Here is a 23,396-nt window from a genome sequence, read left to right on the forward strand (position 1 = left end):
GCCACGGATGCCCACCGAACTGGTCAACCTCACCATCCCCACCGGCACACCCTCATTGGCATCCCTGCAGTTCATGGGATCGGTCACCGAAGCCACCGCCCGCAAACTGTGCTGCGACGCCACCGTCGGCGTCATGATCGTCAGCAAAGACGAGGTACCCCTGTCACTCGGACGGACCATCCGATTGTTCAACCGGGCCCAACGACGAGCGCTGACACACCGAGACAAAGGGTGCATCAAGTGTGGAGCGCCGCCCTCACGAACCCAGGCGCACCATATCATCCATTGGATTGACGGTGGCGAAACCTGTTTGGAGAACGGCGCTTTGCTCTGCACGGCCTGCCATGACGCCGTCCACCATAACGGATGGGACGTCGTCATGGGAGCCGATCACCACCCCTGGTTGATTCCACCGAAAAGTGTTGACCCACAACGACGATGGCTGCGGTCCTATCACCGCAGGACCATGACGTTGGATGGATTGCCGGGTGTGGCATGACAATTCGATCTACAGCCTTGCCTTGCGAGGTCTCGACACGGCTCGTCGCTAGCGCTCCTCACCGGCTCGACCGACGGGCAGAGGGGCTCGACCAACGGGCAATGGGGCTCGGATCGACCAGCTGGTTAGGGGCACTACCAGCGCCCAATAAAGCCCACGCTTAACAACAGACCAACCAACCCGCACCCGGCTCCGGCCGGGACCGCATCGGTACCTTGACAACTCCACAGTGACAACTGATCTGGACCTGGGTCCGACGATGAGCAGGCATTTGAGTGCTGCGGCAATCGGATTCGGTCCAGCGCGTCCCAGTTGGGTCCGCTCAGTTGGGAAGGTCTGCGACGCAACGGAGTAGGCCTCCGTTGCTGGTGTTCGAGGTCAACAACTCCTCGCCCTGAAGGATCGTGCATGTCACCGGGCCGCGGAGCACGACCGCGGTGAGTTCGGCGGTGCCGCCGCCCACCCGCGTGGCCTTGCTCCACGGTGCCGCCGTCACCGGGTCGATGGCGAAGTCGGTGCCCGCGCGATAACGGACACCGGCGACATCACCGCTGCCGGTGAGCTGATACACCACCGACCCCGAGGCCGCTTCCGTGGTCGTCGTGGTCTCCTCCGTCGTGGTGGTCGTCGTAGACGACGACGGGCGTTCGCTGGACACCGTCGTCGTGCTCGACGCAGCGGCGGATGATTCATCGCCACCCGAACTCCGCACGATCAGTACGGCCGCCACCACGATGATGACGAGCGCCGCAACGACCGCCAACGCCAGATACAGCGTGCGGCGACCACCGCCACCCGACCCGCCGCCGCCCGACCCATCGGGATCGGCAGGTCCGCCGGGTCCCCCCGCATACGGCCCCGCGGTGTAGGCGCCCTGTGTGTAGGCCGGCTGCGTGTATGCCGGTTGTCCCGCGCCCACATAGCCCGACTCGGGATACTCGGCAGGGTTCTGGTCAGGCTCGAAGGCGCGTGTCTGCGGTGGTATGCGCGGATCGTGCGGTTCTCCGGGTGGCTGGCTCATGGGCCGATTGTGCCAAATCCCCGGCAGCCGATCCGCCACCCATGTCGATCACCCGAACGCCTCACCCCCGATCAGCAGGGAATCATCGACGGTCAGCCCTCCGCGATCGCCTCCAGCGGCCGCGTGCGGGCCGCCCGGACCGCCGGCCACAGGGCGGCCAACACGCCGACGACGGCAGACGCCAGCAACGTCCATCCCATCAAGGACCACGGCAACACCGGGTCGCCGAGACCCCAGCGCGCCAGGGTGCGCACCAACGCCCACCCGATGACCGACCCCAGCACCACACCGAGAACGGCGCCGTAGATCGCGATGAGGACCGACTCGATGTAGATCGTCCGCCGGATCTGACTGCGCAGAGTGCCGATGGCCCGGAGCATGCCGATCTCACGTTTCCGTTCGACCACCGACAGGGCCAGCGTGTTCACGATCCCGAGCACCGCGATCAGCAACGCCAACCCGAGCATGCCGTACAGCGTCGCGAGCATCTGGTCGATCTGCGTGGAGATGCTGCTCTTGTACTGCTCACGACTCTGCACCTGCACGGTCAGATAATCCTTCGTGGCGGCTTCCAGGTCGCGGCGCAGCGTGTCGAGGTTCGTGCCCGGCGCCGCGGTGATGAACACGACGATGCTGGTGCGACTCGCCGGAGGCATCACCTCGTCGTACACCTTCTCGCCGACGATCCACGGCTGCAGGCCCTCGTTGTCCTGGTAGACCCCGGCGATCGTCACCGGGACATCCGCGCCGGTCGCGGAGGTGAAGGTGAGGGTCTGCCCGCGCTTCCAGCCCCGTTCGAGGGCGGTCCGCTCACTGATGAACATGCCGTCGGCGGGTAGTTGATCCGACGCCCCGTCGAGCATGTTCACCACCGACACGGCGGCGAGATCACCGCCGACGGCCGCGTACCCCGACCGCCGTTCCCCGTCGATCCGGGCGGTCACGATCCCGAACGACACCTCCTCCGCGATGCCCGGAACGTTCTTGACCGCAGCACTGACCGACTCCGGAACGGGCAGGTTGTTGCTGCCCACCAGGATGTAGTCGGCGCGCACACCGCTGTCGACGGCCTCGTCGACGGTGCCCTTGAACGAACTCCCGAGAGTGCCGATCACCGCGACCAGCATCAGACCCAGCGTGAGCGCGAAGGCGGTCGCCGCCGATCGACGCGGATTGCGCACCGCATTCGTCCGGGCCAGGCGTCCGACCGTGCCGAACGGCGCGCCGATGACCCGGCCGAGGGCGCCGACGATCGGCCGCGCCAACGCCGGCCCGGCCAGGACCGTGGCGATGATCGCCGCACCCGCGCCGACACCCACCACCACGGCCCGCAGCAGGCCTTCACCGAGCGCACCCCAGGCGATCGTGCCGATGGCGACGAGCAGGAAGAAGATCCCGACCAGCGTCCGATTGCGCAGTGGCGCAGACCCTTCGGTGACGCCGGCGCGCATCGCCTCCACCGGCGACACCCGCGACGCGCGCACCGCCGGCACCCACGCACTGATCATCGTCACCACGACGCCGACGAACATCGCCGCGACCACCGCCCACACCCCGACCTGCAGTGAGCCACTGGGTAATCCGGATGTGGAGGTGATGATGGCCTTCAGAATCGCGGCCAACCCGATGCCGACGCCGAGCCCGACCACCCCGCCGATGATCCCGACGATGAACGCCTCGAACAGCACCGATCGCGACACCTGCGGACGACTCGCGCCGATGGCGCGCAGCAAGGCGAGCTCCCGGTTACGTTGGGCGACGATCATCGAGAAGGTGTTGTAGATGATGAACGTGCCGACGATGAGTCCGATCGCGGCAAATGCCAACAGGATTCCGGTGAAGATCGTCAGGAACTCGTTGACCTGATCCTTCTGGTCCTGGCGCACCTGGTCACCGGTCCGCACCTTGTACTCGTCGGCCGGCAGGACCGCCCGCACCCGGTCGGCGAGTTCGTCATCGGACACCCCGGACGCCGCGGTCATGTCGACCAGGGAGACATGGGAACCGTCGGAGAACAGTGTCGCGGCGGTGGCCTGATCGAACTGGACGTTGACGTATCCGCCGGTGGCGGTGGGTAGATCGAGCAGACCGACGACCGTCACGTCCATCGGCCGGGAATTTCCCTGTCCGACAACCACCTTGGTCTTCGATCCGACCTTGAGCCCACCGGTGTCGGCGGCCGAGGAGTTGACGACGATCTCGTTCGGCCCCGACGGCGCCCGACCACCCGGCAACAGGGTCTCCGGCGAGATCGCCTGTCCCGGAGGGATGTAGGCGGTACCGACACTCGGCGCCCCACCGGACTGGATGGCCGAACCGTCAGCACCGGCCAGCGTGACCAGTCCCGACTGGTTGGTCACCAGCTTGCCGATCCCGAGTTCCTCCCGGCGGTTCTCGAGGTCGGTGACCACACTGTCGGGGACCCCGGCCGACGTCGACGACTCCGGGGTCACCTGGACGGAAACGCCGGGGGCGGCGTTGTCGAAGATCGAGTTGAAGGCGTGGGAGATGGTCGAGGTGAACACGATCGACCCGGCAACAAACGAGGTACCCAGCACGATCGAGAACACCGTGAGGACCAGACGAAGCTTGTGGGCGCGCAGGTTTCGCAGGGAAACCTTGCGCATCACCGATGATGAGGCCATCGGATCAGCGGGCCTCGTGCCGGCCGCGCCCCGCGGCGGTGTCCGGGCCGGTGTCCGGATCGGTATCCGGATCTCCGGAATCCGGGTCGTCGGAATCCGGTTCGGCGGTATCGGAGCCCTGATCCGAGGCCTGATGCCGACCCACCCCGGCGTCGGCCACCGGCTCCTCGGAGAGAGTCTTGGAGAGCACGGGCCCGGGCCGGTCATCGTCGGTCGTGGACGGAGTCTCCGGGGTCACGGACGGAGTCTCCGGGGTCACGAAGTGATCGTCGTCGAGATGCCGCATCACCTCGAACACGTCGTCGGCGGTGGGCCGGGTCAGCTCTCGCACGATGTTGCCGTCGGCGAGGAACACGACGCGATCGGCGTAGGACGCCGCCCGCGGGTCGTGCGTCACGATGACGACGGTCTGGCCGAATTCGTCGGTGGCGGCGCGCAGGATCGACAGCACCTCGCCGGAGGAGCGCGAATCGAGGTTGCCCGTCGGCTCGTCGCCGAAGATGATGTCGGGCCGCCCGACGAGCGCACGCGCACAGGCGACGCGCTGCTGCTGTCCGCCGGACAGTTCGGTCGGCAGGTGTCCGAGCCGGTCACCGATGCCGAGCCGGCCGACGACGGTGTCGAACCATTCGCGGTCGACGTCACGGCCGGCGATGTCGAGGGGCAGGGTGATGTTCTCGGCCGCGGTCAGGGTCGGCACCAGATTGAACGACTGGAAGACGAATCCGATGCGGTCCCGCCGCAGTTTGGTCATCTCCTTGTCGGAGAGCCCGGTGAGCGCGACGTCTCCGATGTAGGCCCGGCCACCCGACGCCTCGTCGAGTCCGGCGAGGCAGTGCATCAGCGTCGATTTGCCCGAGCCCGAGGGGCCCATGATGGCGGTGAACTCGCTCTTGGCGAACTCGATCGTCACACCCCGCAACGCGTGCACCGCGGTGTCGCCCGTCCCGTAGACCTTGGTGAGGTCTTCCGCCCCGGCGGCCACCGCGGTGCCACTCGGCTGCGTCAATTCTGCGTGCGCTGATGTCATGGCCACCACGGTGCCAGGTTGCGCCCGCAATGGCCATCAGGGGTTTCCCCCAACTGGACGTCCGGGTACACCATTTGTCTGACCGTCGCCGGTGTCAGCGGCGCGGGAAGCGGACCTCGATGGCGTGCACACGCGTCGGTCCGTTGAACATGTTGTTGGTGACGACGTAGAGCATCCGCGCCCGGTAGTTCTGACCTCGGACGTCGGGAAGCCAGTTGCCCCAAGCCATTCCCGACATGTTGCCGGTCACCAGGCCGGGCACGGGATCGGTGGAGAAGATCAGCGTCTTGGGCATGGCCTTCTCGTTGCCGGCCAGCTTCGCCTTGTTGGTCACCGCGTCGGCGCCACGGGTGGTGGTCCAGTAGATACGTGTCACACGCCCACGACCGCGCTCGAGCACCAGGAAATCGGTGTCGTTCACGGCGATCACGTCGGCGGCGACCTTGTCACCGTCGGTGCGGTAGACGAACTCCCGTTGCGGCACCGTGCGGCCGGCGCCGAAGGTCAGCAGCCGGGCGGCGTTCGCGGGATCCTGACGCAGTCCCCCGGCGGTGATGACGCTGATCTGTCCGCGCGGGCCGACCGCGACCCCGGTGAGGCCACGCTGTCCGTTGACCCCGGCCTTGCTGGTGGGCCGCCACGCCGACGGCAGCGGCAGGTCTCGGACGAACGTACCGATCGATCCGATCTGGCGGACGAATTCCTGGTTCCCGCCGCTGACCACCACGTAGTCACCACCGAGCTTGCGGATGCCCTCGAACTGCGCGGCACCGGGAAGGAGTGGGAGGTTGCCCGGCCCCAGCACGGTGCCGCCACCGGTCAGTGCCGGGACCCCGAGTTGGCCGAGTCCGGCCGAGAAATTGATGTGTTCGGTGTAGAACCGGGCCGGGCCCGCTCGTCCCACGTCGGTGGAGATCATCGCGTAATCACCGTTGCCGATCCGGTCCATTCCTGAGATGGCACCGAAAGTCGGTATCCCAGGCGCGATCTCGGTATCGACGTACCGTGATGTGACCGAGAATCCCGGCGCGGGTGCGGCATCGGCCACACCCGCGTTCAGCGACACCGCGATTGCGGTTGCCGAAACGAACGCTGCCCCCCACGAGCGAATCCTCATAGGGGGCAACGATACCGCAGAGTCAGCCGATCAGCTCAACCCACTCTTGAGAGTTTGATGAGAGTCAAGCCGACACGCGGAGTGATCAGCCGAGACGCTGCTTGAGCTGATCGAGTTCGTCCTGCAGGCTCGTGGGCAGCTTCTCACCGACGAACTCGAAGAGCTCCTCGATCAGCGGCAGCTCGCGACGCCACTCGTCCTCGTCGAAGTTCAGTGCCGCCTCGACGTCGGCGGCCGGCACATCCAGTCCGGTGACGTCGATCTCGTCGGGCTTGGCGACGATGCCGATCGGGGTGTGCACACCCTCGTTCTCGCCCTCGATCCGGCCGATGATCCACTTCAGCACGCGGCTGTTCTCGCCGAATCCGGGCCACAGGAAGCGGCCGTCGTCACCGCGACGGAACCAGTTGACGTAGAACACCTTCGGCAGTTTCGAGGCGTCCGCGTTCTTGCCCAGATCGATCCAGTGCTGGAAGTAGTCGCCGACGTGGTAGCCCATGAACGGCAACATCGCCATCGGGTCGCGGCGCACGGTGCCCACCTTGCCCTCGGCGGCGGCGGTCTGCTCGGAGCCGACGGTGGCGCCCATGAAGACGCCGTTCTGCCAGTCACGTGCCTCGGTCACCAGCGGCACGGTGGTCTTGCGGCGACCGCCGAACAGGATCGCCGAGATCGGCACACCCTTCGGGTCATCCCACTCCGACGCCAGCGACGGGCACTGCGAGATCGGGGTGCAGTAACGCGAATTCGGGTGTGCGGCAGGATGATCGGATTCCGGGGTCCAGTCCTGACCCAGCCAGTCGGTGAGGTGGGCGGGTGCGTCGGTACCGATTCCCTCCCACCAGATGTCACCGTCGTCGGTCTCGGCGACGTTGGTGTACAGGGTGTTTCCGGCCTCGATGGTCTTCATCGCGTTCGGGTTGGAGTCGTCGCTGGTTCCCGGGGCGACACCGAAGAATCCGAACTCCGGGTTGATGGCGTAGAGCCGGCCGTCCTCACCGAAGTGCATCCAGGCGATGTCGTCGCCGACGGTCTCGGCCTTCCATCCGGGGATGGTCGGCTGGATCATCGCGAGGTTGGTCTTGCCGCAGGCGCTCGGGAAGGCGGCCGCGACGAAGTAGACCTTGTTCTCCGGGCTGGTCAGCTTGAGGATCAGCATGTGCTCGGCCATCCAGCCCTCGTCGCGGGCCATCACCGAGGCGATCCGCAGCGCGTAGCACTTCTTGCCGAGCAGCGCGTTGCCGCCGTAGCCCGATCCGTAGGACCAGATCTCGCGGGTCTCCGGGAAGTGTGTGATGTACTTGTCGGCGTTGCACGGCCACGCGACGTCGGCCTGACCGGGCTCCAGCGGTGCGCCCACCGAGTGCAGCGCCTTGACGAAGAAGCCGTCCTCTCCGAGGATGTCGAGGACCTTCGCGCCGACGCGCGCCATGATCTTCATGGAGAGCACGACGTACTCGGAGTCGGTGAGCTCGACGCCGAGCTTCGGCGAGGCCGAGCCGAGCGGCCCCATGCAGAACGGGATCACGAACATCGTCCGGCCGCGCATCGAACCGCGGTAGAGCTCGGTCATGGTGGCGCGCATCTCGGCGGGCGCCACCCAGTTGTTGGTCGGGCCGGCGTCGGCCTCGTTCTCGGAGCAGATGAACGTGCGCGACTCGACGCGGGCGACGTCGGCGGGGTCGGACTTGGCCAGGAAGCTGTTCGGCTTCTTGTCGTCGTTGAGCTTGACGAAGGTGCCGGCGTCGACCAGGTGCGCACTGAGGCGATCCCATTCCTCGTCGCTGCCGTCGGACCACACCACGCGGTCGGGCTGGGTCAGCTCGGCGACTTCGGCGACCCACGCCAGTAGGCCCGCATGTTTCGTGGGCGCTTCACTCGGGTCCAGCCCGGGGATGGTTGCTGCGGTCATGGGCTCCTCCTCGGAGTTGGCCACCGTCGTCGGCGGCCGGGTGGTACGGCGGCTTATGCCCAGGATACGACGACCGAACGGCCGCTAGGTCCCGGGGTGAACAGATGCGGCGTATGCCACATTTCCGCATGTTCACTTATCCCGCAAGCCGCCGGGAAAAGGTCCTGATCAGCGAAATTCGGTTGAATCAGCGACTTTAGACCCTGGCGAAATCCGGAGATGTCGGCGACACTCGAGGTCGTTTCATTCCAGCCTACCGACGTCGGTCGGAACCCAGTTCCCGGAGTCGTCGAGGGTGTGTGCCTGGTAACTCCCGTCCGAGCCGATGCGCGTCACGGTGTCGACGCGGCCGTCGTTGTCACGGTCGGTGTACACGGTCAACCCGTCCGGACCGGTACGGGTCAGCGAGTCCTTCACGCCGTCGTCGTCGGTGTCGACGTCGGCCGGACCGAGATCCCAGATGCGTCCGTCGTCGTACATCCACAGGTGATCGTCGGCGGGAGTCCCGAGATCGTCGAGCCCCGGGATCGCTCCGCCCACCCCCGCGGAGTGGGCGACGGGATCCACCCCGTCGAGCGCGCCATCCCCATGAGCGTCGCCGGCGACCAGCGGATCGATCCGCTCCGCGCCGATCTCGGACTGCTCACCCTCTCCCGGTACGAACGGGTCCATCGCGTCTCTCCTCTCCGACGTCGGGCTCTGCGGCGCCGTCCATCCACAGTTCCTGCACACGCGCCGCCGCCGTCGCACGCAGCCGACGGAGCTCGTCGACACGCGCCTGGCGCTGCCGGTCGGCGCCCGCCCGCTCGGCACGCAGCCCCCGCAGTTGTTCGTCGAGTGCGGCGACATCGGCGGACACCTGCCGAACCCGCCGCTCGTGATGACGGATGATCTGCCCGGTCAACCGCGATTCGGTGTCGGTGACGGCCGCGGCCACGCCTCGTTCGATCGTGGCCCGTGCCTCGGCCAGCACCTCGGCCGACCAGGCCCGCAGTTCGGCGCGGCGGGCCCCGGCGCGGCGCACCCCGACCACCCATAACGCCACCGCGACCCCGATCACCAGGGTCAGCGGCATCGACACCCATTGCAGTGTGTGCACGGACGCCATCGGCGCCACCGCCAGCCGTCCGAGGCCGATGCCGGTGGAGGCACCGAGCAGCACCACCAACGCGTCCTCGGCACCGCGACGACCACTCGGAGGCTGCCGTCCGGGCACGGGCGACGGGCCGTATCCGGAGCCGGCGGGTGGGCGCGCGCGGTCCGACGGCCCACCGGGTTGGCGGGGGTCACCCGTTTCGATTCCCAGCAGCGTGGTCGCGGTGACCTCGTCGAGCCGGTCGTCGGTGACCGCACCGATGCGCGCGTTCAGTCGCGCGACCTCCTGGTCGACCCAGGCCGGGTGATCGGCGAGTTGGCGGGGGCCGGCCTGCGCGATCCGTTGCGTGGCCGCGTGCGCCAGAACCCGTGCCCCGGTCTGCGCGTCGGCCAGCGACGCCGCACGCACCCCGGCGAGTCCGGCGCGCACCGCGGCCAGGCGGTCGGTGCGACCCCGGTCGCGGGAGGCGACGAGGAGTCGGCGACGGTGCATGAGCGTCTCGGCGTCGTCGGCGGGCTCGGGCCGCGCCGACGTCTCCGCCAGAAGTGCCGCATCGAGCGCCCCGAGGCAGGCCCCGGTGCGCATCCGTTCCCGGCGATCGGCAGTCGGTGCCGAACCGGCCGAGACGATCCAGGACACCAGGTCGTCGACGCCGGATTCGTCGACCGCGCCCGCGAGCGCGGCGGCCGCGGAGACCGCGAACAGGGGAAGCTCCTCGTCCGGGTCGAGGTGCCGACGATGTTCCCGTAGCCGGCGGGGCCACTCCCAGAAGGCGTCGATCTTGGCGCAGACCAGCACCACCGTGCCGATCTCGGTGCGCAGCCGGGTGACGAGATCGACATCGGCCGGTTCCGGCGCCGACGACGGATCGATCACCAGCACGCCGATGCCATCGCATGCGTCCACCGGCAACGACTCACCCGGCCGGTGGCCGGTGACCTCGAGATCCGGGGCCACCTCGGTGATCGCCCCGGTCAGCTCACCCACCCCCGAGCCGGGTGCCCCGGCGACCACAACGCGGGCCCGCGCCCGCCCGCCGGAACCGTCGCGCCCGGTGACATCCCGTCCGGTGACATCACATCCGGTGGCCTCACGGACCCGGAGATAGAGGTCGCTCACAGCGCCACCTGCGGTACTCGGAGGAGAGTTTCGAGGACGTCACGGTCGGCACCTGCGGCCGCGAGGTCGTCGACCTCGGCACGGGCATGCCGGGCGCGTCGTCGACGAACATCGTCGACCCGCGCACCGATCGCGGGCACCAGCGCGTCGATCCCGCTGAGCCGATGCAGCACGGCATTCAGCGCCCCGGCGTCGCCGGGAACGTCCTCACCGAGGAGGTCGAGCGCGGTCTCGATACCGTATCGGTCCAGTCGCTGCAGCAGGGTGCGGCGCATCAGGCGTTCGGCACTACCCGGTGCGCCACGCAGATACCGCGCCGACATCGACGGCATCTGCTCACCGCCGAGCGCACTCGAACGCAGGAAGGCGACCTCGTCGGCGGTCAGATCGGCGCAGGCCAGCAGCTGCGACACCGCGATCACCGGCCGCCCGAGTTCCGAGGCGATGCGCTCGGCCCGTTCCGCGGCCGCATCCGGGTCGTCGTGGGTATCGGCCTTGCCGAGCACCACGATGCTGCGGTCGGGTCCCAGAGTCTCCAGAGCGGCCCGGTCGGTGTCACGCACACCCGCGACCAGTACATACACGGTCAGATCGGCGTCGGCGAGGGCCATCGGATCCTCACCGGGCCCGAGCGCGGAGATGGCCAGTCGTTCCCGCAGTGCGCGGGCCATGGTGTCACGGCCGGTCCCGGCACGGCCGGAGACCGCGATCGCCAGCGGGCGGAGGTAGGCGGCGCACAACCCGGCGAACACCGCGCGGACGCCCGGCCCGAGACCGTCGACGAGCGTCGGATCGCCGTTCAACGCGCGCACGAATGCGTCGTCACCCTCGACCATGTCACCTCCCCCCGCCGGTCTCCCTGCCCGCAGCCTAACCCGAGAACGCCCGGTCCGAGACGGAAGAATTCACAGGCCAGGGGTGTCGAGGATGATCTGGTCGGGGCGATAGGCGACGATGGACCGGTGAACAACACCGTCGATCCGCCGCCGGGCGGGGCACTCGACCCTTCCCGCGAGCAGGTTGATCGCTCCCGGCTGTACCCGCGCGTGACCAGTTTCCGGTTCCGCCGGGGCACGCTCACCGCCAATCAGCAACGCAACTGGGACACCCTGTGGCCGACCTTGGGGCGCGATCTGTCCACCGACACCGAACGCCGGCCGGAACCCCCGCTGGACTTCGGCACGCTGTTCGGGCGCTCCGCGCCGCGCGTGGTGGAGGTCGGCAGCGGCACCGGGATCTCGACCGCGGCGATGGCCGCCGAGGAACCCGACGTCGACGTGCTGGCCGTCGAGGTCTACAAGCCGGGTCTGGCGCAACTGCTCGGTCTGATCGACCGCAACGGGCTCACCAATGTCCGGATGATCCGCGGCGACGCCGTCGTCGTGCTGCGTGAACTGGTCGAACCGGCGAGCCTCACCGGCATTCGGGTGTTCTTCCCGGACCCGTGGCCCAAGTCCCGTCACCACAAGCGCCGGTTCATCCAGCGCGGCACCATCGAATTGATGGCCGATCGCCTCGTCGACGGCGGTGTTCTGCACATCGCGACCGATCACGCCGATTACGCCCGATGGATCGCCGAGATCCTCGCCACCCAGAATCCGGACGCGCCGCATGTGGTGCCGGCCACCGATCCGGTGCCGATCTCGTTGCAACGGCCGACGACGAAATTCGAGGGCCGCGCCGAGGTCGAAGGCCGTGCGGTGAACGAGTTCGTCTACGTCAAGCCGGCTCCGCGCGCATCCACCGCCGATCACTCTGCACGCACATCCCCCGAGGAGACGCGATGAACGACGCCACCACGGCTTCCCGCGCCCGATTCGCCGACACCATCTCCGGGCAGACCTCGGCCCCGCGGGTGCTGCTGGTCTGGGACGCCCCGAACATGGACATGGGTCTGGGCGCGATCCTCGGCGGACGTCCCACCGCCGCGCACCGACCACGCTTCGACGCGCTGGGACGCTGGATGCTCGCGCAGACCGCGGAGATCTCCGATGCGGTGGCCGCCACCACCACCGGCGAGTCCGACGGCGCGGATCGCGACGCAGACGTGGAACGCGACACATCCACCGACGGTGCCGCCGACGCCGCACCGCCGCGAACGGCCGCGGTCCTCGTCGAACCCGAAGCGACCGTCTTCACCAACATCGTGCCTGGTAGCGCCGATGTGGTGCGTCCCTGGGTGGAGGCCCTGCGCAACGTCGGCTATGCGGTCTTCGCCAAACCGAAGATCGCCGAGGACAGCGACGTCGACGCCGACATGCTCGACCACATCGAGTTGCGCAGGCACACTGTGGGACTAGCCGGGCTGATCGTGGCGTCGGCTGACGGTCAGGCCTTCCGCGAACCGTTGCTCGATATCGTGGCCGAGGGCATCCCGGTGACGGTCATCGGCTTCCGGGAGCACGCCAGCTGGGCGTTGACGACCGAGGGGCTGACGTTCGTCGACCTCGAGGACATCCCCGGGGTGTTCCGCGAACCGTTGCCGCGGATCGGTCTGGATTCACTGCCCGACGACGGCGCCTGGCTGGCACCGTTCCGGCCGCTCAGCGCGCTCCTGCGCTGAGTCGGGCCGGTCGAAGGGCCGGAGGGGAAACCGGCACGACGGCGGGATCGCCGCGCGGGTACCTCAGCAGGTACTCAGGCGGCGCTGCGACAATCTTTCCCCGAACTTCACGAAAGGACTCGGCGTGTTCGGAGCCATCGGCACATTCGTCTATCGGATGCGCTTCGCCGTCATCGCCGTCATGGTCGCCCTGATGGCCGGCCTGGGCCTGTACGGCATGGACCTCGGCAAGTATCTGAGCCAGAGCGGCTGGTTCGATCCGACGTCACAGTCGGCGAAGGGATCGGTCGTCGCCGACACCGCACTCGGCCGCGATCACCGTTCCGACGTCATCGTGCTGATCACCCCGGCACAGGGCACCAGCGTCGACGATCCGCAGTTCGGGGCGAAGGTCGAGCGGTTCGTCACCGACCTCATCGACAAGCACCCGACGATCGTGCAGCGCGCCTTCAACGGCGACACCTCCACCCCGGAGGGTCAGCAGCAGGCGCTGTTGAACAACCAGCAGATCATCGACCCCTTTTATCAGCCGACCGACGCCGCCGGGCAGGCCGCGCAGGACATCGTCCGGTCGCGCACCTTCACCGAGGACAAGAAACACGCGTTCATCAGCATCGGCGTCGCCGGCAACGACGACACGACGGTGCTCGAGAACTACAAGACACTCGAACCCGACCTGACCAACATCGCCGCGCGCTACGACCTGCCGGGCACGACATTCCAGCTCGCCGGTCTGCAACCGGTGGCCGGGGCCATGGCCCGCGGCATGGACGCCGACATCCACCGCGCCGAGATCATCGCCCTGCCGCTGGTCGCGTTGATGTTGTTCTTCATCTTCGGTGGCGTCGTCGCGGCCTGTCTGCCCGTCCTGATCGGTGGCCTGACCATCGCCGGGTCGCTGGGCATCATGAAGATGATCGCGCAGGCCACCGAGCTCAACATCTTCGCCCAATCGGTCGTCACACTGATCGGTCTGGGCATCGCCATCGACTACGGCCTGTTCATCGTCAGCCGTTTCCGTGAGGAGCTCGCCGAAGGCTATTCGACGAAGGCCGCGGTACGAAGAACCGTGATGACCTCCGGGCAGACGGTGGTCTTCTCCGCGACCATCATCGTCGCGGCCATCGCATGTCTGCTGATCATGCCGCAGGGATTCCTCAAGTCGGTGGCCTACGGGGCGATCGCCTCGGTGTCGCTGGCCGCGATCCTGTCGATCACCGTCCTGCCGGCACTGCTGGGCATCCTCGGACCCCGCGTCGATGCGCTGTCGCTGCGCTGGATGCTGTCCTACACGCTCTTCCCGATCGTGCGGTCGTTCTCTCCGCCGACCGCCGATCGCCTCGACCGCAAGGTCGGCGATCTGACCGGCCGCACCAAGTCCCGTGACGAGATCATCAACGGTTTCTGGGGCAGGCTGTCCGGCTGGGTGATGAAACACCCGGTGGCCACCGCGGTCCCGACGGTCCTGTTGCTGCTGGTGTTGACCATTCCGTTCGGCGGCATCAAATTCGGTGGGATCAGCGAGCAGTATCTGCCGCCGGACAATCCCAGCCGCATCGCGCAGGAGAACTTCGACGAGTATTTCCCCACCGAGCGGACCGAGGAGATCAAGCTCGTCATCATGTACGACGAGAACGACTCGTCGGCAGGCAACAAGATCGCCCAGATCGCCGACGAGGCGAACAAGATCCCCGGCTTCACCAAGCAGTTCAGTGCATCGGCGAATGACGGCGCACTGGCCGGCAACTACGGCCCGGGCGGTCCCGCGATCATCCAGATGTCGGCCGGTCTGGTCGACCGGGACACCGCCGGTGAGGCCATCAAGGATCTGCGGGCCATCCAGAAACCGGACGGCATCCGCATGTGGGTGGCCGGTACCCCGACGCTCACCCAGGACTCGATCGACGCGCTGCTGCAGCGGCTGCCGCTGATGGCGTTGCTGCTGGTGTTGGTGACCGGTCTGCTGATGTTCCTGGCGTTCGGCTCGGTGGTGCTGCCGATCAAGGCGGCCCTGATGTCGGCGCTGGGACTCGGTGCCACCCTCGGCATCCTGACGTGGATCTTCGTCGACGGCCACGGCGCCTCGTTGGCCAATTTCACACCGGGACCGCTGTTCGCGGCCGTGCTGGTGTTGATCATCGCCATCGTCTTCGGCCTGTCCACCGACTACGAGATATTCCTGTTGTCCCGGATGGTCGAGGCGAGACAGAAGGGCGCGAGCACCACCGAGGCCATCCGCACCGGGACGGCGCTGACCGGCCGCATCATCACCGCTGCGGCCGCCATCCTGGTGGTGGTGACCGGCGCCTTCGGCCTGTCGGACATCGTGATGATGAAGTACATCGCCTATGGCATGATCGCGGCGCTGATCCTCGACGCCACCATCATCCGCATGCTGCTGGTGCCGTCGGTGATGAAACTTCTCGGCGACGACTGTTGGTGGGCGCCGCGCTGGATGCGCACCGTGCAGCGCAAGATCGGTCTCGGCGAGACCGTCCTAGACGATGAACCCGACGAGAAACGCGACGATGTGGGCGCTCCACGCGCCATCAGCGCGGGCACCCTGATCTCGGAGGTGCCGACCTCGGTGATGGCCGCGGCCCCCGGCGGCGCGGCCGGTCGACGTCGCCGCCGTGGCGCACGATCGGAGCCCGCGGAGCCGACGCCGAATCCCGGATCACGTCGCGACGCCGCCCCCGCCCCTGCCGCTCCCGCCCCTGCCGCACCGGAACCGCAACCCGGGCCCGGCGAACCGGCCGCTCCGAGACCCCGACCGATGCCCGTTCGGGTCGGCCCGTCGGCACCGCCGTCGGGTGAGCAGCCGATCACTCGCCGCGCGACGACGACCGGTCCGCGCCCGGTGCCAACCGCACGCCCGGAGTCCGATCGACGCCCGATGCCACCGCGGCCGTACTCGCCGCGCAAGACCGACGGCCCGGACACCGGGAGCTGGAAGCTCGGCGCCGGCGGCATCCGTCTCGGCGGCGAACCCACAAGTGGCGAAAACCCCACTGCCACAGCAACTCCTACACAGACCCACGGACCACAGACACGCGGACCGGTGCCACAGCGACCCGCGGCCGGCGCGACCGACGGCGCACCACCCGCGCCACCCGCGCCACGGCCCGGCGGCGCTGCGAGTGGCCCTCCCAGTGGCCCTCCCAGTGGCACCGTGCCACCGCCCGCCCAGCAGTCGAGCGGCACTGTCCGCCGCCCGATTCCGCCGGTCCCATCCGCGCCCCCAGCCGCGCCGCAGCGCCCCGCAGGTGCCGCCGCCCCATCACCGCTGTCGCGCCGACCCGACCTCGACCGCACCGGCAAGCGTCCGTTGGCGGCATCGTTGAGTCCCGAGGACCGCGCCCGGGCCACCGGGCAGCCCCGCCCGCCGCGCGCCGCATCGGACGGCCCGTCACCGATGGATCGTGGTCTGTCCCAGGATGGTTCACGGACACCGGCGCCACGGACACCGGTCGCCGCACCTCGATCACCTGCTCCGGACGCGACATCGCCGAGGACGCCGTCGACCACCGTCGGCGACGCCGAGGCCGGTGGTGATTCCTCCGCGGATCGACATGCCGCCACCACCGGTTCCGACGAGCGGATCAGCGTGCACGACCTGATCCGGCGAAGCCGGGGTGGCGATCAGTCCTGAGGTGACGCGGAGTCACCGGCGTTCGGGACGTCGGTGGCATCCGGCCTGCGCGTAGTGCCGCCGGGCGCACCGTCGTCGGCCGTTTCCTGTTGCGCCGCACCATCTGCGGGCGCGTCATCTGCGGCCGTGGGCTCGTGGGGTTCGTCGAGCCGTTCGGCGAGTTCCTCGGCATCGTCGATCGCGGTCTCGAGCCGCACGCGGTCCCAGACCGGCGGATCCGGTGACGCCTCGAAACCGTCTCCGTCGCCGAGGATCGCCGACACCGGGTGCCCGGCGAGGTATCGGATCGCGGTGTTGCAGAACGCGATCAGCGGGACCGCCAACAGACCGCCGACGATGCCGGCCGCGACGATCCCGGCGGCGATCGCGAGGACCACCGCCACCGGATGCAGGCGCACCGAACGCCCCATCAGGAACGGTTGCAGCACATGACCTTCCAACTGCATCACGCCGACGAGGATGGCCAGCACGATCACCGCGGTGAGCCAGCCCTGGGTGACCAGCGCGATCATCACCGCCACGGTCCCGCTGATCAGCGCACCGACGATCGGGATGAAGGAGAACAAAAAGATCAGCGTCGCCAGCGGAAGGGCCAGCGGCACACGCAGAATCGCCAATCCGACGCCGATGCAGATCGCGTCGACCAACGCGACGACCACCGTCGCGCGGACGTAGGCGACCAGCGTGCCGAACCCGGCGATGCCGGCGGCGGTGACGCGATCACGAGAACCTCTGGGAATCAACCGGGTACAGAACGACCAGATCTGCCCGCCGCCGTAGAGGAAGAAGATGATCAAGAACACCATCAGCAGCAGCCCGGTCACGAGTTCGGTGGCCGTCGTCGCGGTGGCCAGAGCGCCGCTGGCCAGCTTCTCCTGATTGTGCTGCATCAGGGTGACGACGTTGTCACCGAGGTGACTGACCTGGGACCGATCGATCTTCAGCGGGCCGTCGACCAGCCAGTTCTGGGTCTGTTTGATCGTGGCGACCACCTCGTTGGTCAACTCGGGGAAGCCGCTGACGAACGCCCGTCCCACAAACGTCAGTACCCCCGCGACCACGCCGAGGGCGACCAACATGACCACGACGACGGCCAGCGACCGCGGCCACCGACGACGATTCAGGAAGTCGACGGCCGGAACGAGGAACGCCGAGAACAGGACCGCCAGGCTCAGCGGCACGGTCACCTCGTTGAACTTCTCGAAGAGCCGCCCGAGGATGTACACCGCGGCCAGGATCAGCAGCAGTCGCCAACTCCACTCGGCGGCCGCCCGCACCGTCGGATGAACCATCGAACGGTCCAGGTCCGCGAGGGAACCGCCCACGCGATCGCGACTCGCGCCGGTACTGCCACCATCGATCGATCCGGCCCCCGGGCCGCCGTCATTCACGAATGCCAGCGTAGCGGTGGATAGGGTGGGGGCCATGTCATCGGACCATTCGGCTGCCAGGGCACAGCCGCGTCACCGACTGTGGTGGTGGTTGCGGTGGCTGTTGCTGGCGGTCGTGCTGGTGATCCTAGCGGTCGAGATCGTCCTGATCTGGCCGAAACTGGAGGAGGCCTGGGACCAGGCAGGCGATCTGGACTGGGTGTGGCTGGTGGCCTGCATCGTGGCCGCCATGTTGTCGATGGACAGTTTCGCGCAAGTGCAACGGGCCCTGTTGCGCTCGGCCGGGGTGCCGGTGAAGCAGCTGAAGTCGCTGTCGGTGGTGTTGGCCGCCAACTCCTTGTCACAGACCATGCCGGGCGGCCAGGTCCTCGCCCCGGCCTTCACCTACCGCGAGACCCGCAAATGGGGGGCCACCCCGGTGGTCGCCTCCTGGCAGGTGGTGATGTCGGGACTGCTCGCCGGTGTCGGTCTCGCGGTTCTCGGTTTCGGTGGCGCGGTGCTCGCCGGTGCCCGCACCAGCCCGTTCTCGGTGATGTTCTCGATCGTCGGTTTCGTCGCGGTGGCGGTGGTCCTGCAGTACCTGGCGACCCATCCCGAGTCACTACGGTCGTCCGGCGAACGGGCCCTGAGCTGGTTCAACCATCTCCGCAACCGACCGGTCGACCATGGCGTCGACCGGTTGAACGAGATCCTCGAACAGTTGCGCGCGGTCCAACTGACCCAGCGCGACACCGCGATCGCCTTCACCTGGAGCCTCTTCAACTGGATCACCGACATCGGGTGCCTGCTGTTCGCGTGCTGGGCGGTGGGGGTCAATCCCACGATTTCGGGGGTGATGGTGGCCTATGCGGCCGGCAAGGCAGTGGGTACCGCGGTTCCCTTGCTGCCCGGCGGGATCGGTGTGGTGGACGCCGTGCTGGTGCCCGCCCTGACCACCGCGGGAATACCCGCAGCGGACGCATTGACCGCGGTACTGGTGTACCGGGTGGTGAGTTATGTGTTGATCGCGGCGATCGGGTGGGTGGTGATCCTCGCCAAGTTCCGGTCCGGCATCCGCGACAAGGACACCATCGAGAGCGAGTACGACCGCGACCGCGAACTCGTTCAACATGAATTCGCACATCCATCGACCCGCGACCACGACGAAGCCCCGGCGCCGCCGGGTGGACGCAGCGATGCCCCACTCGCCGAGGTGGACTCCGACGAACCGGGCGGTTCGACGCCCACGACACCGCCACCCGACGGGACCGATGAGGGCACCAATTCGGGTTGACGCCCGAAAAGCGCTACCGTGATGGACCATGCCGAGTTCTGACATGGCTACCCGGGGGAATGCCAAGGCGCCATCATCGCTGCGATGGCCGGTCACCGGTGCCGCCGACGCCGTTGCCGTCACCGTCTTCGTGCTGATCGGACGGGCGTCACACCACCACGGATACGAGCTCCTGGGGCTCATGCAGGCGCTGTGGCCGTTCCTGGCCGGCGCCGCCGTCGGGTGGTCGATCGTCTACGTGTACTCCCATGTCCGGTCCAGCGACTGGTTCGGGCACGACTTCCGACCCGAACGCGTCCTCCCCGCCGGTGTGGCGATCTGGTTCTGCACGGTGACGGTGGGCATGATCCTGCGCTACCTGTTCCACGAGGGCGTCGCATTCAGCTTCGTCATCGTCGCGACGGTGACCCTGGGACTGTTCCTGCTCGGCTGGCGGGGCGTCGCCGCCTACGCCCTTCGGCGCAGCGATTCACACTGCCCCACCACCGGCGCCGCCTGACATCGGCCGGTCACCGACACCGGGCGGTCACTCGGTGCGGAGCGGTCACTTGATGCGGAAGTACTTCTGCGCCACCTGAAGTGCCGCGGTCCCCGACTTCGGGCCCTCGGTGTAGATCACGATGACCTTCCCGCCCTGTACGCCGACGAACCATCCGGGCCCCTCGGGACCGTTGGTTCCGACCAGAGCGCGCAGGCCGGGCGCCGCGGTGAGATCGCTGGCGTCGCCGGTCTTGGCCGTGGTGGTCATGGCCTGCCAGATCGGCTTCGTCAGGTCGGCACCGAGGTCACCGAGCGCGCCACCGACGACCTTCGTCGGAACACCCTTGATGACGAACGGTGCGACCGAACTCCGCGTTCCGGTGGAACTGCGCGCCATCGCCACACCGAGCGCCGCCATGTTGGTCATCGACATCTTGGACGTCTCGGACTGCAGGTCGATGGTCGCGACACCCGGCCCGGAGGTCGGCGTACTCGCTCCAGGCACGGTGAACTGCACACCGAGGCCGAGCCGGTCGAGGACCGCCTGCGGGGTCTCCTGCGCGTCGCGGGCCGAACGGTCGACGGCTGTGAGCACCGGATCGAGTGTCGTACCGACCGGGTATGCGGTGTCGAGGGTGATGGCCCGGTCTGCTGCGTAGGAGTTCTGCGCCACGCCGAGGATGCCACCGGTGGTCGCATCCAGCGCCATGATGGTGGCGGGCTGTCCCACCTCGACCGCGGCGTCGCCCAGTGACAGCTGCACCCCCTGATCGACGGTGGTCTCGACGTCCGCGCCGGGCGGGCCCTGCTCGCCGTCGAGGCGTCGCGGCGCCATCCCCGGCCCGACCATCTGGACCTGCCATCCGGCGGTGGCGTCCCGGATCGCCTGCCAGTAGTTGGTGAGGCCGGCCTCCAGCGGCGAGTTGAGACGACGGTCGGCCATCACGAGCATGCCCGCCTTGCGGACGGTCACGCCGGGCACCGACGACGGGTTCCGGGTCATCACACCCATGTCCGAGTCGCGCAGGGTGACGGCGGTGATGGCCTTGCCCGGCGTCTCGGCCAGCTTCTGGTTGATCACATCCGCGGTGACCAGCGGTGCGATCGGTTGGAGGGTGACCGCCAACTGCCGCGCGGAGGCCGCGACATTACGGGTCTGGGTGGGATCGAGAATGATCTCGTTGACCGGCTGCAGGTAGAGCAATGTCTTGCCCGAGCGGCTGTTGACCGTGGGCGCCGGAGTCGCATCGGTACGAACCTCCCGAATCGACCCGCCGATGGGCAGGCCGGGGGCGATCACCGCCGGCTCCCAGGTGATCTTCCAGCCGGTCGACAGGTTCCGGGCGCCCGCGTTGCTGGTCGAGGTGAAGGTGTGGTCCTTGTCGAAGGTCCAGGTGGTGCGCAGGGAGAACGACGCGGTGCCGTCGCTGTACTCGACGGGCTTCTCGACGACCACGTCGACCTGCCGGGCGTTCATCGCCTGGAAGGTCTGGGTCAAAGCCTCACTGGCCTGTCCCGGTGCGGTGGTGTACGACGCCGCGGTCGCGGCATCCTGCTTGCTCCACGCTGCCGCGAACGCGTTCATCGCGGCCGTCGAACCGGTATCGGGATGGTTGGACACCAACTGTTTGATCCCGAACGCGGCGGCACACGCCACCACCACGCACGCGGCGAGTGCCGCCCATTTCACCCGAGAACCCATAGTCACAATTTTCACTCTAGTCACACGCGATTTCGATCCCGAACGCTTGCGGTCGGGATTCAGACCGGTCACGATCTCATCTCGCGCCGACGAATCGTCGGCTGTGACGTCGGTGTCGGAGTCGGTGACGTCCGAATCGGCGGCGGTATCCGGGTCGTCGGAGTCTGTCGATTCCGACGCGGCCGCGTGCCTGGGCTTGCCCGGTGTGGCGGACTTGGACTTGCCCTGGGTGGCGGACTTGGACTTGCCCTGGGTGGCGGACTTGGACTTGGCCGCTGCCGCGGCCCCGGCTTTGCCGGACACGGCAAGGCTGGGCTTGCCCGACGCGGCGACCCCGGTCGTGCCCGATGCGGTGGTCTCGGCGTCGTCGGGAGTGGCGGATCCGGTTCCGGTGACCGCGGGTTCGTCCGAACCCACCGGGCGTCGACCCGGCCGGACGGCGGGTCGGACGGTTGGTCGCTGGACGTCACCGGCGCGGACACGCGGTCGCGCCGCGCGTGGTCCCTGCGGGGTGGCCGGGATCGCGTCGGCCTCGCCGGTGCGCGACGGGATCCGCGGTGGGATCGACCCCGTCCGGGGTTGCGGCACCTGTCGACCCCGGTTCGCCTGGTCGCGGTTCCGCTGCTCTCGACTCAGCGGAGCTCGATCAACCTCGGCGGGTCCTGGTTGTGGACGCGGTGGTTCTCGGCGTGGGGGTTGTCGGCGCGGCGGCGGGAACGTCGCGTCGGGCGGCGGTTGCGGTCGCCCTCGGCCCGGGGATCGCGGAACGTCGCCGCAGGGACCCATCTGCGTTCTCGGCGTCTCGCGCCGGGCGGGTTCGGCGCGCCGTCCGGGACCGCGGGGGCGCGGCGGTAGGGTCGGCGGGGTGTCGCCGGCGGCACGTGGCGTCGGTTTCGGGGCCGTCGCCGGTGGCGGGCGTTCGGCCTCGTCGTCACGTGCACGATGCCGCCCTGAGCTGGGATTTTGCACAGCAGAAGACCGGCCCGAAACCTCACCGTCCGCCGATGGCCATAATGGGTCATGGGCTTTTCGGTTATCCGGGCCGGAGACAGGAGCCTGACGACGACGGCCTGGCTCACCTCCTACCATTGCTTCTCCTTCGGCGATCACTATGATCCAGCCAACACCCATCATGGTGCATTAATTGCATCGAATGAGGAATTTCTTCCGCCGAACTGTGGATTCGAATCACATCATCACCAGGAATCCGAGATCGTCACATGGGTGAGTTCGGGGACTCTCGTCCACCGCGATTCGTCCGGACACGCCGGAGTCGTCTACCCGGGACTGGCACAACGTATGAGCGCCGGCAGCGGTATCGACCATTCCGAGCGCAACGATCCGTGGCCCGATCTGCCCGGTTCCGGTACCGAGACCGTCCACTACGTCCAGATGTGGGTACTCCCCGATCGTCACGGAACCGAACCCTCCTACGCGCAATGCGACATCTCGACGGAGCTGGCCACCGGTTCACTCGTCACGGTCGCCTCCGGCGACCCGGATCGTCATGCCGCGATATCCATCGCCAATTCCGGGGCCTCGCTGTATGCCGCGCGACCCGCCGGCAAGCAGACGCTGACGATGCCGTCGGCGCGCTTCACTCATCTCTTCGTCGTCCACGGCGCGGTGGTCGTTACCGATGACGAGGGCAATCGCCTGGAACTGGCCGCCGGCGATGCGGCTCGTGGCGTCGACACCGGCGGCGAAAGCCTCACCGCCCGGGAACCGTCGGAGGTCCTGATCTGGGCGATGGACCGCGCGCTGGGCGAGTTCTGACGCTCCGATTGCCACGCGCCGACGCCCGCAGGGCACGCACCCTGTCCCCGGCATTCGCCGACAACTCCCCGACAACGTTCCGCGGGAGACACCGGCCGGCTGACGGATCACCCCGGCGAT

The 23,396-nt window shown here is 68.1% G+C and carries 17 protein-coding genes; 7 read left to right on the plus strand and 10 right to left on the minus strand.

Going from position 1 to position 23,396, the window contains the following annotated elements:
- Positions 1-133: 133 nt before the first annotated feature.
- Positions 134-499 carry an HNH endonuclease gene (locus ABLE92_RS19585; protein ID WP_496560828.1) on the plus strand — a complete coding sequence of 122 codons (366 nt, stop codon included), beginning with the start codon at positions 134-136 and terminating at the stop codon, positions 497-499.
- Between the two features lie 322 nt (positions 500-821).
- Here the strand turns inward: ABLE92_RS19585 and ABLE92_RS19590 are convergent, their stop codons facing one another.
- The 8 genes from ABLE92_RS19590 to ABLE92_RS19625 form a co-directional block, all read right to left on the minus strand.
- On the minus strand, positions 822-1,520 hold the full coding sequence (locus ABLE92_RS19590; protein WP_348806461.1) for a hypothetical protein: 699 nt from the start codon (positions 1,518-1,520) through the stop codon (positions 822-824).
- Positions 1,521-1,612: 92 nt separating this feature from the next.
- On the minus strand, positions 1,613-4,165 hold the full coding sequence (locus ABLE92_RS19595) for an ABC transporter permease (protein WP_348806462.1): 2,553 nt from the start codon (positions 4,163-4,165) through the stop codon (positions 1,613-1,615).
- Positions 4,166-4,169: 4 nt separating this feature from the next.
- The gene (locus tag ABLE92_RS19600; RefSeq protein WP_348806463.1) at positions 4,170-5,195 is read right to left on the minus strand and encodes an ABC transporter ATP-binding protein; all 1,026 of its coding nucleotides are present in this window, start codon (positions 5,193-5,195) and stop codon (positions 4,170-4,172) included.
- Between the two features lie 94 nt (positions 5,196-5,289).
- Positions 5,290-6,312 carry an esterase-like activity of phytase family protein gene (locus ABLE92_RS19605; protein ID WP_348806464.1) on the minus strand — a complete coding sequence of 341 codons (1,023 nt, stop codon included), beginning with the start codon at positions 6,310-6,312 and terminating at the stop codon, positions 5,290-5,292.
- Between the two features lie 85 nt (positions 6,313-6,397).
- On the minus strand, positions 6,398-8,224 hold the full coding sequence (locus tag ABLE92_RS19610) for a phosphoenolpyruvate carboxykinase (GTP) (RefSeq protein ID WP_348806465.1): 1,827 nt from the start codon (positions 8,222-8,224) through the stop codon (positions 6,398-6,400).
- A 243-nt stretch (positions 8,225-8,467) separates the two neighbouring features.
- Positions 8,468-8,896 carry a DUF6802 family protein gene (locus ABLE92_RS19615; RefSeq protein WP_348806466.1) on the minus strand — a complete coding sequence of 143 codons (429 nt, stop codon included), beginning with the start codon at positions 8,894-8,896 and terminating at the stop codon, positions 8,468-8,470.
- A complete protein-coding gene (locus tag ABLE92_RS19620) occupies positions 8,868-10,439 on the minus strand; it encodes a hypothetical protein (RefSeq protein ID WP_348806467.1) in 1,572 nt (523 codons plus the stop codon). Before ABLE92_RS19620 ends, ABLE92_RS19615 begins: the two co-directional genes overlap by 29 nt.
- Entirely contained in the window at positions 10,436-11,275 is an 840-nt protein-coding gene (locus ABLE92_RS19625; protein WP_348806468.1) for a hypothetical protein, read from the minus strand. The genes ABLE92_RS19620 and ABLE92_RS19625 overlap by 4 nt, the downstream gene beginning before the upstream one ends.
- Before the next feature lie 108 nt (positions 11,276-11,383).
- Here ABLE92_RS19625 and trmB point away from each other — a divergent pair, with 108 nt between their 5' ends.
- From trmB to ABLE92_RS19640, 3 genes are all read left to right on the plus strand, one after another.
- Positions 11,384-12,226, plus strand: a complete 843-nt coding sequence (gene trmB / locus ABLE92_RS19630; protein ID WP_496560829.1) for a tRNA (guanosine(46)-N7)-methyltransferase TrmB — start codon at positions 11,384-11,386, stop codon at positions 12,224-12,226.
- On the plus strand, positions 12,223-13,002 hold the full coding sequence (locus ABLE92_RS19635; RefSeq protein WP_348806470.1) for an NYN domain-containing protein: 780 nt from the start codon (positions 12,223-12,225) through the stop codon (positions 13,000-13,002). Before trmB ends, ABLE92_RS19635 begins: the two co-directional genes overlap by 4 nt.
- A 124-nt stretch (positions 13,003-13,126) precedes the next feature.
- Positions 13,127-16,654, plus strand: a complete 3,528-nt coding sequence (locus ABLE92_RS19640; protein ID WP_348806471.1) for an MMPL family transporter — start codon at positions 13,127-13,129, stop codon at positions 16,652-16,654.
- Here ABLE92_RS19640 and ABLE92_RS19645 read toward each other — a convergent pair.
- Positions 16,645-17,946, minus strand: a complete 1,302-nt coding sequence (locus tag ABLE92_RS19645; protein ID WP_348806546.1) for an AI-2E family transporter — start codon at positions 17,944-17,946, stop codon at positions 16,645-16,647. The two genes, ABLE92_RS19640 and ABLE92_RS19645, sit on opposite strands and share 10 nt — an antisense overlap.
- Before the next feature lie 133 nt (positions 17,947-18,079).
- Between ABLE92_RS19645 and ABLE92_RS19650 the strand changes: the two genes are divergently transcribed.
- The gene (locus tag ABLE92_RS19650; RefSeq protein ID WP_348806472.1) at positions 18,080-19,318 is read left to right on the plus strand and encodes a lysylphosphatidylglycerol synthase transmembrane domain-containing protein; all 1,239 of its coding nucleotides are present in this window, start codon (positions 18,080-18,082) and stop codon (positions 19,316-19,318) included.
- Between the two features lie 28 nt (positions 19,319-19,346).
- Positions 19,347-19,817 (plus strand): DUF3054 domain-containing protein, encoded by a 471-nt coding sequence (locus tag ABLE92_RS19655; protein WP_348806473.1) that lies wholly within the window; start codon positions 19,347-19,349, stop codon positions 19,815-19,817.
- A 45-nt stretch (positions 19,818-19,862) separates the two neighbouring features.
- Here ABLE92_RS19655 and ABLE92_RS19660 read toward each other — a convergent pair whose 3' ends face one another.
- Positions 19,863-21,500: an NTF2-like N-terminal transpeptidase domain-containing protein gene (locus tag ABLE92_RS19660; RefSeq protein WP_348806547.1), complete on the minus strand. Its 1,638-nt coding sequence runs from the start codon at positions 21,498-21,500 to the stop codon at positions 19,863-19,865.
- A gap of 1,020 nt (positions 21,501-22,520) precedes the next feature.
- Between ABLE92_RS19660 and ABLE92_RS19665 the strand changes: the two genes are divergently transcribed.
- Positions 22,521-23,276 (plus strand): pirin family protein, encoded by a 756-nt coding sequence (locus ABLE92_RS19665; protein ID WP_348806474.1) that lies wholly within the window; start codon positions 22,521-22,523, stop codon positions 23,274-23,276.
- Positions 23,277-23,396: the final 120 nt, after the last annotated feature.

It is taken from the genome of Gordonia oleivorans, assembly GCF_040044975.1.
Lineage (GTDB): Bacteria > Actinomycetota > Actinomycetes > Mycobacteriales > Mycobacteriaceae > Gordonia > Gordonia oleivorans.

Excerpts from the sequence above, each read along its gene's own strand:
- ABLE92_RS19585 (WP_496560828.1), top strand. The coding sequence starts at position 134 with ATGATCGTCAGCAAAGACGAGGTACCCCTGTCACTCGGACGGACCATC.
- ABLE92_RS19590 (WP_348806461.1), bottom strand. The coding sequence starts at position 1,520 with ATGAGCCAGCCACCCGGAGAACCGCACGATCCGCGCATACCACCGCAG.
- ABLE92_RS19595 (WP_348806462.1), bottom strand. The coding sequence starts at position 4,165 with ATGGCCTCATCATCGGTGATGCGCAAGGTTTCCCTGCGAAACCTGCGC.
- ABLE92_RS19600 (WP_348806463.1), bottom strand. The coding sequence starts at position 5,195 with ATGACATCAGCGCACGCAGAATTGACGCAGCCGAGTGGCACCGCGGTG.
- ABLE92_RS19605 (WP_348806464.1), bottom strand. The coding sequence starts at position 6,312 with ATGAGGATTCGCTCGTGGGGGGCAGCGTTCGTTTCGGCAACCGCAATC.
- ABLE92_RS19610 (WP_348806465.1), bottom strand. The coding sequence starts at position 8,224 with ATGACCGCAGCAACCATCCCCGGGCTGGACCCGAGTGAAGCGCCCACG.
- ABLE92_RS19615 (WP_348806466.1), bottom strand. The coding sequence starts at position 8,896 with ATGGACCCGTTCGTACCGGGAGAGGGTGAGCAGTCCGAGATCGGCGCG.
- ABLE92_RS19625 (WP_348806468.1), bottom strand. The coding sequence starts at position 11,275 with ATGGTCGAGGGTGACGACGCATTCGTGCGCGCGTTGAACGGCGATCCG.
- ABLE92_RS19635 (WP_348806470.1), top strand. The coding sequence starts at position 12,223 with ATGAACGACGCCACCACGGCTTCCCGCGCCCGATTCGCCGACACCATC.
- ABLE92_RS19645 (WP_348806546.1), bottom strand. The coding sequence starts at position 17,946 with ATGGTTCATCCGACGGTGCGGGCGGCCGCCGAGTGGAGTTGGCGACTG.
- ABLE92_RS19650 (WP_348806472.1), top strand. The coding sequence starts at position 18,080 with ATGTCATCGGACCATTCGGCTGCCAGGGCACAGCCGCGTCACCGACTG.
- ABLE92_RS19655 (WP_348806473.1), top strand. The coding sequence starts at position 19,347 with ATGCCGAGTTCTGACATGGCTACCCGGGGGAATGCCAAGGCGCCATCA.
- ABLE92_RS19660 (WP_348806547.1), bottom strand. The coding sequence starts at position 21,500 with ATGGGTTCTCGGGTGAAATGGGCGGCACTCGCCGCGTGCGTGGTGGTG.
- ABLE92_RS19665 (WP_348806474.1), top strand. The coding sequence starts at position 22,521 with ATGGGCTTTTCGGTTATCCGGGCCGGAGACAGGAGCCTGACGACGACG.